This is a genomic window from Brachyspira hyodysenteriae ATCC 27164 (genome assembly GCF_001676785.2).
GTDB classification, from domain to species: domain Bacteria; phylum Spirochaetota; class Brachyspiria; order Brachyspirales; family Brachyspiraceae; genus Brachyspira; species Brachyspira hyodysenteriae.
Genome location: NZ_CP015910.2, coordinates 833,628 through 847,455, shown reverse-complemented (window position 1 = coordinate 847,455; position 13,828 = coordinate 833,628). Strand labels below are relative to the sequence as shown.

The following is a 13,828-nucleotide window of genomic DNA, read 5'->3' as shown; positions in this document are numbered from 1 at the left end:
TAACTTGGAATCAATATGGAACTTCAATTAAGAAATATAGGAATGATCAAAGAAGCTGATATCACATTAGATGGGCTTACTTTAATAGCTGGTGAAAATGATACAGGAAAAAGTACAGTTGGAAAAGCTTTATATTCTGTTGTTGCTGGTTTAAACAATGCTGAAAAAAACTACAAAGAATATGTTGAAGAAATAAAAATATATCCAATATTAAGAAATATAGTAAGAAAATTAGAAAATGAATTTTTAAAAAAATGGAAAGATGAACATTCTTTAATTAGAATAAGAGACTTAGATTTTGTAGGATTTCAGCAATATATAGGTGAAACATTAGAACATTTTATTTTTGATACAAATAATTTAAATAATAATTTTTTTAACGAATATAAAAAAAATCTTCAGGAATATGATTTATATAACTGTATAGAAAATGATATAAAAGAATATTTTAATATATTGGCAAATAAACCAAACATTAATGAAATAAAACATTATAGTATCAAGCAGCATATATTAAATGAATTAAAAAATAATATACAATCTTTTAATTGTGAAAAATCAAATATATCTATATTAGAAGATAATAATAAAATTATAAACATAGATATTATAAATAATCAATTTAATGATGATGAATTAATAGGCAATGTATATGCATCTAATATAACATATATAGAAACTCCATTTATATTTAATATAATAGAAAATTATATAACTCCTTATAAATTAAAAAAATATACAGTTGATAATCATTTAATAGATTTAAGTAAAAAAATAATTGAAAATAGGAATAAATCTATTATAGATACTGATTATTCTCTTTTTGAAGAATTTAATAAAATAAAAAGAATATCGGATAAAATACAAAACAATATAAATGGGTCTATAGAATATGATAACATAAAAGATACAATGTTCTTCAAGAAAAATAATAATTATATAGAACTTTCAAATACTGCTGTAGGAATAAAATCTTTTGCTATAATAGATTTACTTCTTAAAGCAGGAATTTTCAATGATAAACATATTTTAATACTTGATGAGCCTGAAGTGCATTTACATCCTAAATGGCAAATTGAATATGCTAAACTTATGGTAAAAATGGCTGAAGAATTGGATATACAAATTTTAATTAATTCTCATAGCCCATACTTTATAGAAGCTATACAAAAATATTCTGAAAAGTCAGAAAAAATTGCCGATAAAACTAATTTTTATTTAAGTGAAAAACAAGATGATGGCTATGCTGTAATAAAAAATGTTAATGATGATATAGAAAGTATATACAAAACTTTAGCTGATGCCTACAGAAAATTAGATGAAGATACATTATGGAATGAATCAGAAAAATGACATCAGAACAAATAAACTATATTACAAATCAATTAAATAATATATTAAATACAGATTTTAATAATTGTAAAGATAAAATATCAGAAGTATGCAAAGATTTTGATAAAGATATAAGCAAAATAAATTCTGATACAGAAGTTTTTGATTTTGATAAAATAACTCTTAATATAAAAAAGAATAACAGACCAAAATCAGCTGATATGATACATATACAGAATAATATAATATATTTAATAGAATTTAAAAATACATCTTTATTAATAAATTCAGAAAACAGTAAAGATTTTAAGCAAAAATTAAAAAATGAAATAAAATTAAAAGGCATAGAAAGTTTAATAACAATACATAAAATAATTAATAAAATGATAGATGCAAATATTAAATTTAATTCTATTTTGGATTTAAATATATATTATTATCTAATAGCAAATGAAAATTCAGAAAACAATACTTCAGAAAATAAAGAAAATAGAAATAGAATTAACATGAACGAAGATTGTGCAAGATTGACAACAGATTATAAAAGCCGTTATTTCAAAGATGTCAAAATATCATCTTTTGAAAGTTTTGAAAAAGACTTTATATTAAAATATTTTTAATATTATTAATGAACTTCTCCCCAGCTGTTTCCTTTATGTATATCAACAGTTATAGGTACATTAGCTTTGACAGAATGCTCCATTATCTCTTTCATTATAGTCATAGCCTTATCTGCTTCTGCCTCTGAAACTTCAACTACTAATTCGTCATGAACTTGCATAACTATTTTTGCTGTTTTCAAATGATTTTTAAACTCTTTATGTATAGCTACCATAGCAACCTTTATCATGTCAGCAGCACTTCCCTGAATAAGAGTATTTAAAGCCATTCTTTCAGCCTCATTTCTAGCCATAGCATTTGAAGAATTTATAGTCTTTGATAGATCCCTAATCCTTCCGCACATAGTTCTTACAAAACCTTTATTTCTCACTTCCTCAACAACTTCCTCACAGAAAGGTTTTACTCTTGAATATGTTGAAAAATATCCTTTTATAAAATCTTCAGCTTCTTTTCTTTTTATTCCAAGCTCTTTTGAAAGTCCGAATGCTGTTTTACCGTAAATAATAGAGAAGTTTATTATCTTAGCAATATTTCTCATTGAAGCAGTTACATGCTCTTTACTTACAGAATATATTTTCATTGCTGTTTTTCTGTGAATATCATCATTATTTTTGAACGCCTCAACCAATGCAGGATCATTACTGAAATGTGCCAATAATCTTAATTCTATTTGAGAATAGTCGGCAGCTATAAGCAAATTACCTTTTTCTGGTATGAATGTATTTCTTATCTCTCTGCCCTCTTCACCTCTCACTGGAATATTCTGCAAGTTAGGCTCTGATGATGATAAACGTCCTGTAGCTGTTACAGTTTGATTGAATGAAGCATGTATTCTTCCTGTTTTTTCATTTATCAAAGTAGGGAATACATCAAGATAAGTATTTTTTAATTTTGCATATTTCCTATATGTCAGCATGTATTCTGCTATTTTGTATTTTTGAGAAAGCTCTGTTAATACTTCTTCATCAGTTGAGAAACCTGTTTTAGTTTTTTTAGTAGGAGGTATTCCCATTTTATCGAATAGTATGTATTCAAGCTGTTTAGGAGACTGCAAATTAAACTCTTCTCCAGCCTCTGCATATATTTTCTCTTTTGTTTTTTCTAAAAGTGAAGAATATTCATCAGATAAAGCCTTCATTCTTTCACTGCTTATATAAACACCGTCAAATTCCATGTCAGCAAGTACGCTAACTAAAGGCATTTCTATATTAAAAAATAATTCTTCAAGATTATGTGTTTTAAGTAATGGAGCAAAACATTCATAGAATCTAAATGTTACATCAGCATCTTCACAAGCATACTCTACAACATCTTTTAAAGGTGCATCTAATAATGTCTTTTTAGCATTATCAGTTAAATCGCTATATTTGATAGTATTGTATGAAAGATAAGCAATAGCTAAATCGTCCATATTATATCTTCCTCTTGTAGGATTAATCAAATATGCAGCAACCATAGTATCAAAATACATATTGCCTATACTTTTGCCTATTGCTCTCATCATCTTGTATTCATATTTAAGATTATGTCCTATAACCTTTATATCTTCTTTTTCCAATGTATCAAATACAAGATTCATACATTTATCTTTATCTATCTTTGTTCTGCCGCTTAAATCTAAATAAAATGCTTCATTAGATTTTATGGCAAATGAAATTCCTATAATAGTATCTTTAAAAGTATCAAGTCCTGTAGTTTCAAAGTCTATGCATACAAGTTTTTTGCTATTAATATCTTTTAAAAGATTTTCTAATTCTGTTTCATTTTCTATCAAATAATAGCTTGATTTATTATCTTTGGCGCTTAATATAGGAGCCTCTTCAGTTTTTGAATCATTATCTTTGTTTATTTTATCATTAGATATTTTTACTTTATCTTCTTTTTTAGAAGAACCGTATATATAAGAATTGATTTTATCTCTAATTTGTTTTAATTCTAATTCATCTAATATTTTATTAACTTCATCGATATTTATTTTACTGCTTGCTATCTCATTATAATCTAAATTAAAACCTTCTATATTTCTTTCAATGGTAGCAAGTTTATAGCTCATATATGCCATATCTTTTGATTCAAGTAATTTTTCCTGAATCTTACCCTTGATAGAATCAATATTCTCATATATACCATCTAAGCTTTTATATTCATCAAGAAGTTTTAAAGCAGTTTTCTCTCCTACTCCTTTAACTCCTGGTATATTATCAGAAGCATCTCCCATAAGAGAAAGTAAATCTATTATTTGATTAGGATAAACTCCTCTTTTTTCTTTAACAGCCTGAGCATCATATTCCATAAGTTCATTATCTTTATTACTTGCAACAACCTTTACATCATCATCCACAAGCTGAAGTATATCTTTATCAGGAGAATAAATTATAGTCTTTATATTCTCTTTTTTATTTCTCTCAGCAATAGTACCTACTATATCATCAGCCTCATAATTATCCAAAACTATTCTTGATATACCCAAAGCATCTATAAGATTATATAGTATAGGTATTTGGCTTCTTAAATCATCAGGCATACTTTCTCTATTCTCTTTATACTCTTTATATATTTCATTTCTAAAAGTTTTTCTTGAACTATCCAAAGCTATAGCAACATATTCTGCCGGATATGTATTAATAAGCGAAAAATAAGTTCTCATAAAACCGTTAATAGATGAAACATTCTGACCCTTAGAGTTTAAAAGAGGTCTTTTCAAAAATATAAAATGGTATCTATAAAGTATACCAAAAGCATCAATAATAAGAAATGTCTTTTTCATAATATTGTCATTATACTATTTTATTGGAAATAAGTAAATATAGAATTATAATTAACTATTTAAATTTTGATGTAACATTTACAAAATATTCTCTGCTGGATATAGGATAACCTTTAATAGTTTCATATTTAACATCTAATATATTTTTTACACCAAACTTTAATGATGTATATTTTTTAAATACAAATGAACTTATTATATCAAAAGTAGTATAAGCTTTATCCAGATCTGTTTTAGTTGTATTATTATATTGATTACCTATATACTGAACATTCAAAAGTATACTAGATTCAAAATCAGAATTTCTGCTATATATATATTCTAATGAGGTATTAAACTGATGTTTAGGAAGTCCTGGCAAATCATTATTATTAACACTTACATTATATAAATTTTTACCTACCAAATATGAATAATTCCCTTTTATTCTTATAGTTGAACTAATATCTTTTATTGGTATATTAAATATTATACTTGTTTTACTTCCCTGAGTTGTAAGATACTGATTATTATTTGTAATTAAATCTTTTTTTGAACTTATGAAATATAATGCTTCTAAAGTAACTATATCATGCGGTTTTAATGATATACCTATATTTCCTCCCTGATAAAGATTTTGATTTTTTATATTATTAGTATATCCCTTATTGAGCATAGCAATATCTGTCTGCATATTAACAAAATATTTACCTGTTAAACTTACTTGTTTTACAGGATTTAATTTAAAATTAACATTTCCATTAACATATGATCTAAAATCTGCTGTTTTACTTTTTCTGCTGCTGAATCCTCTCTCTTCACCAGAAGTGTCTAAATTAAAGTTTAATGAGCTGTTATTCTGATTTTTTAAATTATACTCAAGCAAATTCATTTTACCAGAAGATTTACTTTCATTGGTTTGAGTTTTTACATATTTTATTGTCTGATCTGCCTCAAGCTTAATATCTCTTGATAATTTCGTGTATAAAAGTTCTTCAGATTTAGAATACTTTTTACTTAAGATATCATATACTATTCTTCCTCTTGATGCATAATAATTAATATTTATTGAATCTATATTATTTTTATCATACAAAAATAAGTATACTTTTTTTTCATCATTATTAAGTACTTTTCCGTTCAATATAAATGTAGACTGAGAATATACTGTTTTATTTTTTATATCTATATTAGAATATTCTTTTATCAGTTCAGCCATATTTCTTGACTTAGATGATTTAATTTGACTTTTTCTTATATAAATGGATCTATCTAAAAGAAATTGTTTTTCTTTATGAGATGCCTGAATTTCATTTGTTTCTTCTTGTATAGCTTCATAGTCAAATGGAATTTCATCTTCAGCATAAATAGGAAAAGACAAAAATATATATAACAATATCATTAATAAAGCTGTCATATTTTAAATTCCTATCTCACTTATATCGTTAAACAATGCATAAAATTAAACCAATAAAATAGAAATTTGAAAAATCAATATTGTAAAACAAATTTACATATTATAGCTATTTAAGTATATATTTTATAATTTTGAATGTTTTGTAAAATTCACTATCATAATTATATGTGAAAGGTTCTTCATTTGGAAATAATAATACAAATCTGACAATATATACTATTATAAATATCAATAACATAGCCATTATAATATAATTATTATTATAAATATAATTTGCTATTTTGAATTTTTTTTTGAATATGATTATAAAGAAAATAATACTTGGAAATATGAATAATGGATGATAATAAAAAGCTCTTTTAAAATTTAACTTTAAAACCTCTATATGTGCTCTTGTCATTCCGCATCCTGGACATGGAAATCCGGTAACATTTCTTATCATACATAATCTATCTATTGCTATATGATATTTATCAAAATGTTTATTGCTGTCATAGATTATAAAAAATGCTGCAAAAGATATTAATAAAAGTTTTAAAATTTTTATCATAATATTAAATTATTATGCTTATAAATTAAAACTATATTATACATATTTTTCCATTTGATTATATATGATATCAGCAAGTCCGAAAGTTTTTGTTTTTGAGAATTCTTTTGCATATTCATCATAAAGCATATCTTCGAATATCTGCTCTGCCATACCGCCATCTATCAAACCAGTCTTATTAACAGTTTTTCTCATTTCTTTAAGCATTTGATTAATCATCAAAGCTTCAAAATCTTCAGATACTTGTCTCAAACGTTTTTTTTCAAAATCCTTATCATATTTAGATATTGCTTTATTTACATTTTCAGTTGTAGTTTCATCTATAGAGAATTTAGCATTTCCATATTGTTTTTTAGCATTTTCTAATTTAGTCAAATTGGCACTGCCCATGCTTAAATTATATTTATCAGTTATATTCATAATATTTCCTATAATAAAATTATATCGTTAATTATATCGGAAATGATCAAAATTATATTAGCAATAAAAAAGCCTGAACCATTAAGATTCAGGCTTTATATATATTATTTAATTACCAAGTTACTATATACTCGGTATAAATATATCCTTTACTTATTGACTTAGTCATTTTTACTTTAGATCCATTAGGATATTTGAATCTGAATATATTTTTTATCATCTCATCATAATAAGTTTCTATCATAGAATCATAATTAGGGAAATAATGAAGATGATAAATAATACGTTTCTTTTCTGCTTTAACAACTTCTACATGTATATTTTTAAACATTTTCTTAGTGAAATTAACGAATACATCAGCTAAAGCATTCTTCTTAGCAACTTTTATAAATAATTTTGTAGTAAAATGAAACTTTTTAAAGTCATATCTAGCTTTTTCTCTAATTCCTTCTCTAGCTCCGTCATAAAACTCATCCATTATTGATGTCATAGGTATAAAGCAGGATGTAGATAAAGGATATTTCTTTCTAAATTTAGTCTTTTTAACATCTCTAAATATTTTTTTGCATTCTTCAGGCATTTGATCCAAAAGTGCTTGGAATTTCTCTTTTCCAAAAGTAGCAACAACAAATTTATAAATACTTTGAACAAATGCATGTCTGCTGTATGCTCTATCGCCTTCATTAATGATTTTGATTTTCTCTTTAATAACATCCTCAAAATCTTTGATAACATAATTAGACATTTCTTTTTCTAACATATCCACAGAATCGCTTGCCACATTAGAAAGCTGTTCTATTTCTTTGATAAGACCAAATACATTTCCTATTTGATTTCCCATATCCTGTGTTTTACTAACTATATCATCACTATTTTCAGATACAAGCTTCATAGCCTCATCATTTTTCTTAGAGAAATCTGAAAGATTAACTAAATCATCTTTAGCTACAGATATTCGGCCATGTAAATTAGTATATTGTTCTTTAATTTCTTTAACTGCATTATATAAACTTTCTATTGAAACACTTATTTCTTTTGTAGAATCATATTTTTCATCTGCAACTTTTTTAACTTTAGTCATAGTATTAACAAAATTCTGAAGCTTAACTAACATATCTTCTGTAGTTATTATTCTTTCTGTCATACTTGACATAATCTGATTCATTTCTTTTTCTATATCTCTTAATATTTTCCAAGCTTTTTCAGACTGCAAATTTGTTGTAGTTGCTAATTTTCTAATTTCTTCAGCAACAACTGCGAATCCTTTACCTTGTTCGCCAGCATGTGCCGCCTCAATAGCAGCATTCATCGCTAACATATTTGTCTGCTGAGATATATCTATAGTAGAGTTTACGAAGTCTGTAATACCTCTTATAGAAGTTATAAGCGATTTTGTAATATTTTCTGTTTTTACTATTTTTTCTTTACTGTCTTCTGCTAAAGATACTACATGTTCTGATTCCTCTTTAGCCTTACCTACAGAAAGAGATACTTCCTGCATATCTTTCTGCATAGTCATAGTTAATGAATTAATTTGATTTATACTTACAGACTGATCATCAATTTTACTTTGAAGATTATTAGTCATATCATCAATAGAAATTAATTCAGCCAAGCTGGAAGCTATAATTTTATATATTTCCAAATTACTTGTTTCTACGTGTTTAAATTCTGTTTGCTGAGATGATATATTATCTATTATCATACTTACAGACTCAGTCATAGATCCTGCAGCTTCTGATATATCAACCATCTTAACTTTTAAAGCATTACTTTGCTCTTTTGATACTTTAAGAGTTTTTGATACGCTTGAAAATACATGCTGAACCATATCGAAGAATATTCTTATCCATGTACTTAAATCGCCTAGAGAGTCTTTAGAATTAATCTTACTCACATTAACAAATATATTATTATCAAATACCCCTGATTCTAATTCCTGAGATATCTTATCTAAAGGTTTTAACGATATCGGTATAGTGATATTCAAAACTACTATTATGACTATAATTGCAAATATTAATATTATAAATATAGTATTATTAGTTGTAACCAATACATTATAGAAGAAGCTAGTAGGAACATACATAAATATATTATAAAAACCATTATCAAACTGCTTAAAAAATAAAGTATATGTATTATCGCCTACACGGTAATTTTCTCTTATTCTAGTATTAGTGTAAAATGTTGTATTATCTATTGCATTATTAATCCATTCTATATCCTTCAAATCGCTTAATATATAGTTAGGATTATCATGATAAACTATTTTTTTATTTCTAGAATCAAATATAACAGTATTAAAAGGTCCTGTTTTTACTATATTTGTAAACATTTCATGAACTATTTCCAAAGAAACATCTGATAAAGATACTCCTATAAGATTATCATTAATACTTGAATATATAGGAGAAGAAAAAGAAATAACTTTTTGAGGCTTATCAATGTTTTTTAAATATGGAGAAGAATAATAAACAGTTCTAGGTCTTTTAGCTTCTCTATTCCAATTTTCAGGAAGAGCCAAATAATAAAATTCTTCCTGATTATAATTATCACTAGCACTTTCTATTTTTGGCTGCATATTACCTGTATTTCCTATATCATACAAGTATAGAGAATAAAGTCCTCTCATATAAGGGTTATTTTCTATAATATCCGGTTCAAAATATATACCATTTGCTATAACATGATGCAAACCTAATTGGGATTTATGGAATCTATATATTATTTTTCTTAAATTAGTAGCAACATCTGTAACACTTCCTGTAGAATATAAATCATAAGATACAGTAGCTATATCCGATAAAGAAACAGTGCCTACAGTAGTTGAAGTAAATATATTATCAAAAGTAGAAGATACATCATAAAAATAGTTCTGCGATATATTCATAGCAGAATTATATAATGCTTCTCTATTGGTTCTAGTATTTATAAAAATTGTTGGTGATAATGCTAAAATTACAACTATAATAACTAATAAAAGTACCTTATTTTTTAGACTCATAGAAAAAACCTTATATTAAATAAAAAAATTACTGCTTAAATTATCGGATACTTTTTTCTTATTATTAAGAATGATATATATTATTTTTTCAGAAACTTTCTTGATAATCTGCCTTTAAACATACTAATAAAGGAAACAAAATCATCATTTCTTAATATAATGTTCATTATAGAATAAACAACAACTCCTAATAATATCACTATAAATACTTTAATTATAAAAATTATCCTAGAATCGGCATTGCTGTATAATAAATAATATTTCATTCCATAGACAGAAGCAGCCATAAATAAACTAGCAGCCAATGTCTTTACAACCTCAATTTTTTTATTTATTATCGATTTCACTGCCATTCTCTTTATAAGCAATATATATAGTATACAAAAAGATACAATATTTGCAACAACACTTGATATAGATATTCCTATAATATCGAATTTAAATATATAAACACATAAATAATTACTAACAGCATTAATAATAAAGGTAAAAAATGCCACATATACAGGAGTTTTCATATCTTTCATAGCATAAAATGACTGTACAAGTATTCTATAGCTTGCCACAAAGAATAAGGATATGGATAAATATCTTAAAGCACTCGATACTAAATATGTAGATTTTGAAGAAAAAGCTCCATATTCAAATATCATTCTTACAATTTCTCTGCCAAGTACCACAAATCCGAAAGTAGAAGGAATAGTAACTAAAGCAACAAGCCTTAAAGAATATCCTAAATTTTCAACAGCTTCATCTTTTTTATTATCAGCTATTAATTTACTTAAAGTAGGAAGCATAACAGTTGCCACACTCACAGCAAAAACGCCCAAAACAAATTCATGTATTCTAGTAGCAAAAGTAACAGCTGAAACCCTGCCCTCTCCAATAGCTCCAGCAAATGCAGTAGAAACAAGCAAATTTATCTGATATATACTAGCTCCGAAAATACCAGGAGCAAATAATTTTATCATCTTTATGACATAGGGTTCTTTAAAATGAAAATAAGGCTTGAAACTAAAACCTTGTTTATGTACAAAAGGCATTTGATAGGCAAATTGTACGAATCCACCAAGCAGCACAGCAAATGCAAATACATAAGCCATATTATTAAAAAAATTAGGTAAAAAGAATTTAAAGAACAAAGCCATAGATATAATTACAGTATTTAAAAGTATAGGACTTGCAGCTGATATTGAATAATAGCCTCTTATATTAAGTACGCCCTGCATCAAAGCTGCCAAAGATATAAATAGAAGATAAGGAAACATTATTCTTGATAGATCCGATGCCAAATTAAGTGCTTCTATATTATTATGTGCAGATTTATAAAGTATTTTTACAAGCAAAGGAGATATTATTATTCCGATGCCTACAACTACTATAAGTATTAATCCCAATAATGTAAAAACTGCCCTAAAAAATTTCTTTGATTCTTCAATACCTTTTTCTTTTTCAAGCTCTGTAAATACAGGTATAAAGCTTGCAACCATATTGCCTTCAGCAAATAATCGCCTCAATAAATTTGGAAGTATAAATCCTATTGCAAAAGCATCTGCTATGAATGTAGTACCAAGCAAAGCCGCCTGTATTTGATCTCTTACAAGTCCGAATACTCTGCTTACAGTAGTTACCAATGACATTTTTAATGATGATTTAGCTATCTTTTCTTTACTTACTGTTTTATTCTCTGACATATTGCCTCTATTATAAATAAACTGCTAATAGTTTTTATTTTTAAATATAATTAATTATAACAGTACATCAAACATACTATAAAAAATATAAATCAAAAAGTAATAAAAAACAATCAATATATTTTACTTAACATAATATTTTTAAACTAATATTATAAACTATTATGTAATTAGATTTTAAATTTTATTCTCACTCCCCGCCCTTTTATATTTAATACTTAATTTTGAATTTATAATTTTCTTTATCTTTATTGCTTTAATATGAATAAGAACACCCACCCTAGTATTATTTAAATTTAGTGCTCTAATTAAGGCACGATTAATATTTTATACATAATAATTGTTATGAGTAAAGCAATTCTCATTATATAAAAATCAGCTTACCGTGCGTAATTATCAAAATATTATGATAACTATTAATTGAAATTTTATTATTTTAATATAATATAATGAAATTCATAGTTTTATAAAAGAGGAAATATATGCAAAACAATATTGATAAGGTTTTAATACTAGATTTCGGCTCACAATTTACACAGCTTATTACAAGAAGAATAAGAGAATTAAATGTATATTCAGAAATTCACCCATTTCATGTTTCAATAGATTTTATAAAGAATTTTAATCCTAAGGCAATAATACTTTCAGGAGGACCTTCAAGCGTATATGAAGAAGATGCTCCAAAAGTAGATAAAGAGTTATTTGAACTTGGAGTGCCTATACTAGGAATATGTTATGGTATGCAGATAATAGTTTATTCTATGGGCGGAAAAGTTGAAGGTGCAGAAAAACGTGAATATGGAAAAGCTGAAATTGAAATTACTAATCATGAAAGCATATTTAAATCATTTGGTAAAAGCAATATAGTATGGATGAGTCATGGAGATAGTATTAAATCTATACCTGAAGGTTTTGAACTTATAGCAAAAACTCCGAATACTGAACTCGCTGCTATAGAAAATAAACAAAAAAATATTTATGCTATACAGTTTCACCCTGAAGTAGTTCATACTGAAAATGGTATAAAAATCATAGAAAATTTCTTATTTAATATTTGTAAATGCGAAAGAAATTGGAATATGGGCTCTTTTATAGAATATGAAATAAAAAGAATAAGAGAAACTGTAGGCGATAAAAATGTAATATTAGGACTTTCTGGAGGAGTTGATTCTTCTGTAGCTGCTGTATTAATAGAAAAAGCTATAGGAAAGCAATTAAAATGTATATTCGTTAATAATGGACTTCTTAGAAAAGATGAAGATAAAAAAGTTGTTGAAGTATTTAGAGATAATTTCAATATTGATTTAATTTATGTTGATGCTTCAAAGAGATTTTTAGATAAATTAGCTGGAGTTACAGACCCTGAACAAAAGAGAAAGATAATAGGTCATGAATTTGTAAGCGTGTTTAATGATGAGGCTAAAAAGATTGAGAATGTTGGATTTTTAGCACAAGGTACGCTTTATCCTGATGTTATAGAGAGTGTATCTTTAAGAGGAAGCTCTGCTGTTATAAAAAGCCATCATAATGTTGGCGGACTTCCAAAGGACATGAAATTTGAACTTTTAGAGCCTTTCAGAGAATTATTTAAAGATGAAGTTAGAGAGATAGGTTTAGAATTAAAATTACCTGAAGATATTGTATACAGACAGGCTTTCCCTGGTCCTGGTTTGGCAGTTAGAATATTAGGCGATATCACAGAAGAGAGAGTTAAAATACTTCAAGAAGCTGATGATATAGTTGTAAGCGAGATAAAGAAAGCAGGACTTTATAGAAAATTATGGCAGTCTTTTGCTATACTTCTTCCTGTAAAAAGTGTTGGCGTTATGGGCGACGGAAGAACTTATGAGCAGGTTTGTGCTATAAGAGCTGTTGAAAGTGTTGATGCTATGACTGCTGATTGGGCTAAAATTGATTATAATGTTTTGGGTATAATATCAAACAGAATAATAAATGAAGTTAAAGGTATTAACCGCGTTGTTTATGATATATCTTCAAAACCGCCTGCTACTATAGAATGGGAATAATTTTTATAATCGCG

At 26.2% G+C, this 13,828-nt stretch carries 9 protein-coding genes; 3 read left to right on the top strand and 6 right to left on the bottom strand.

Going from position 1 to position 13,828, the window contains the following annotated elements; all coding sequences use genetic code 11:
• Positions 1-15 precede the first annotated feature (15 nt).
• Both BHYOB78_RS03850 and BHYOB78_RS03845 read left to right on the top strand, forming a co-directional pair.
• The gene (locus tag BHYOB78_RS03850; RefSeq protein ID WP_020064143.1) at positions 16-1,353 is read left to right on the top strand and encodes an AAA family ATPase; all 1,338 of its coding nucleotides are present in this window, start codon (positions 16-18) and stop codon (positions 1,351-1,353) included.
• Positions 1,350-1,952 carry a hypothetical protein gene (locus BHYOB78_RS03845; protein ID WP_020064144.1) on the top strand — a complete coding sequence of 201 codons (603 nt, stop codon included), beginning with the start codon at positions 1,350-1,352 and terminating at the stop codon, positions 1,950-1,952. The genes BHYOB78_RS03850 and BHYOB78_RS03845 overlap by 4 nt, the downstream gene beginning before the upstream one ends.
• Before the next feature lie 5 nt (positions 1,953-1,957).
• Here BHYOB78_RS03845 and polA read toward each other — a convergent pair whose 3' ends face one another.
• From polA to murJ, 6 genes are all read right to left on the bottom strand, one after another.
• Complete coding sequence (gene polA / locus BHYOB78_RS03840) at positions 1,958-4,720, bottom strand: DNA polymerase I (RefSeq protein ID WP_020064145.1); 2,763 nt, start codon at positions 4,718-4,720, stop codon at positions 1,958-1,960.
• 55 nt (positions 4,721-4,775) lie between these two features.
• Positions 4,776-6,116, bottom strand: coding sequence for a TonB-dependent receptor domain-containing protein (locus BHYOB78_RS03835; protein WP_012672066.1), 1,341 nt, complete (start codon positions 6,114-6,116; stop codon positions 4,776-4,778).
• 106 nt (positions 6,117-6,222) lie between these two features.
• Complete coding sequence (locus BHYOB78_RS03830) at positions 6,223-6,666, bottom strand: DUF2752 domain-containing protein (protein ID WP_020064146.1); 444 nt, start codon at positions 6,664-6,666, stop codon at positions 6,223-6,225.
• A 36-nt stretch (positions 6,667-6,702) separates the two neighbouring features.
• Positions 6,703-7,086 (bottom strand): rod-binding protein, encoded by a 384-nt coding sequence (locus tag BHYOB78_RS03825; RefSeq protein WP_012672064.1) that lies wholly within the window; start codon positions 7,084-7,086, stop codon positions 6,703-6,705.
• A 112-nt stretch (positions 7,087-7,198) separates the two neighbouring features.
• The gene (locus BHYOB78_RS03820) at positions 7,199-10,093 is read right to left on the bottom strand and encodes a methyl-accepting chemotaxis protein (protein WP_012672063.1); all 2,895 of its coding nucleotides are present in this window, start codon (positions 10,091-10,093) and stop codon (positions 7,199-7,201) included.
• 80 nt (positions 10,094-10,173) lie between these two features.
• Complete coding sequence (murJ, locus tag BHYOB78_RS03815; protein ID WP_020064147.1) at positions 10,174-11,787, bottom strand: murein biosynthesis integral membrane protein MurJ; 1,614 nt, start codon at positions 11,785-11,787, stop codon at positions 10,174-10,176.
• Positions 11,788-12,269: 482 nt separating this feature from the next.
• Between murJ and guaA the strand changes: the two genes are divergently transcribed.
• Positions 12,270-13,814, top strand: coding sequence for a glutamine-hydrolyzing GMP synthase (gene guaA / locus BHYOB78_RS03810; protein ID WP_020064148.1), 1,545 nt, complete (start codon positions 12,270-12,272; stop codon positions 13,812-13,814).
• Positions 13,815-13,828: the final 14 nt, after the last annotated feature.

Coding starts and splice junctions, on each gene's coding strand:
- BHYOB78_RS03825 (WP_012672064.1), bottom strand. CDS start 7,086: ATGAATATAACTGATAAATATAATTTAAGCATGGGCAGTGCCAATTTG.
- BHYOB78_RS03850 (WP_020064143.1), top strand. CDS start 16: ATGGAACTTCAATTAAGAAATATAGGAATGATCAAAGAAGCTGATATC.
- BHYOB78_RS03820 (WP_012672063.1), bottom strand. CDS start 10,093: ATGAGTCTAAAAAATAAGGTACTTTTATTAGTTATTATAGTTGTAATT.
- guaA (WP_020064148.1), top strand. CDS start 12,270: ATGCAAAACAATATTGATAAGGTTTTAATACTAGATTTCGGCTCACAA.
- BHYOB78_RS03835 (WP_012672066.1), bottom strand. CDS start 6,116: ATGACAGCTTTATTAATGATATTGTTATATATATTTTTGTCTTTTCCT.
- BHYOB78_RS03830 (WP_020064146.1), bottom strand. CDS start 6,666: ATGATAAAAATTTTAAAACTTTTATTAATATCTTTTGCAGCATTTTTT.
- murJ (WP_020064147.1), bottom strand. CDS start 11,787: ATGTCAGAGAATAAAACAGTAAGTAAAGAAAAGATAGCTAAATCATCA.
- polA (WP_020064145.1), bottom strand. CDS start 4,720: ATGAAAAAGACATTTCTTATTATTGATGCTTTTGGTATACTTTATAGA.
- BHYOB78_RS03845 (WP_020064144.1), top strand. CDS start 1,350: ATGACATCAGAACAAATAAACTATATTACAAATCAATTAAATAATATA.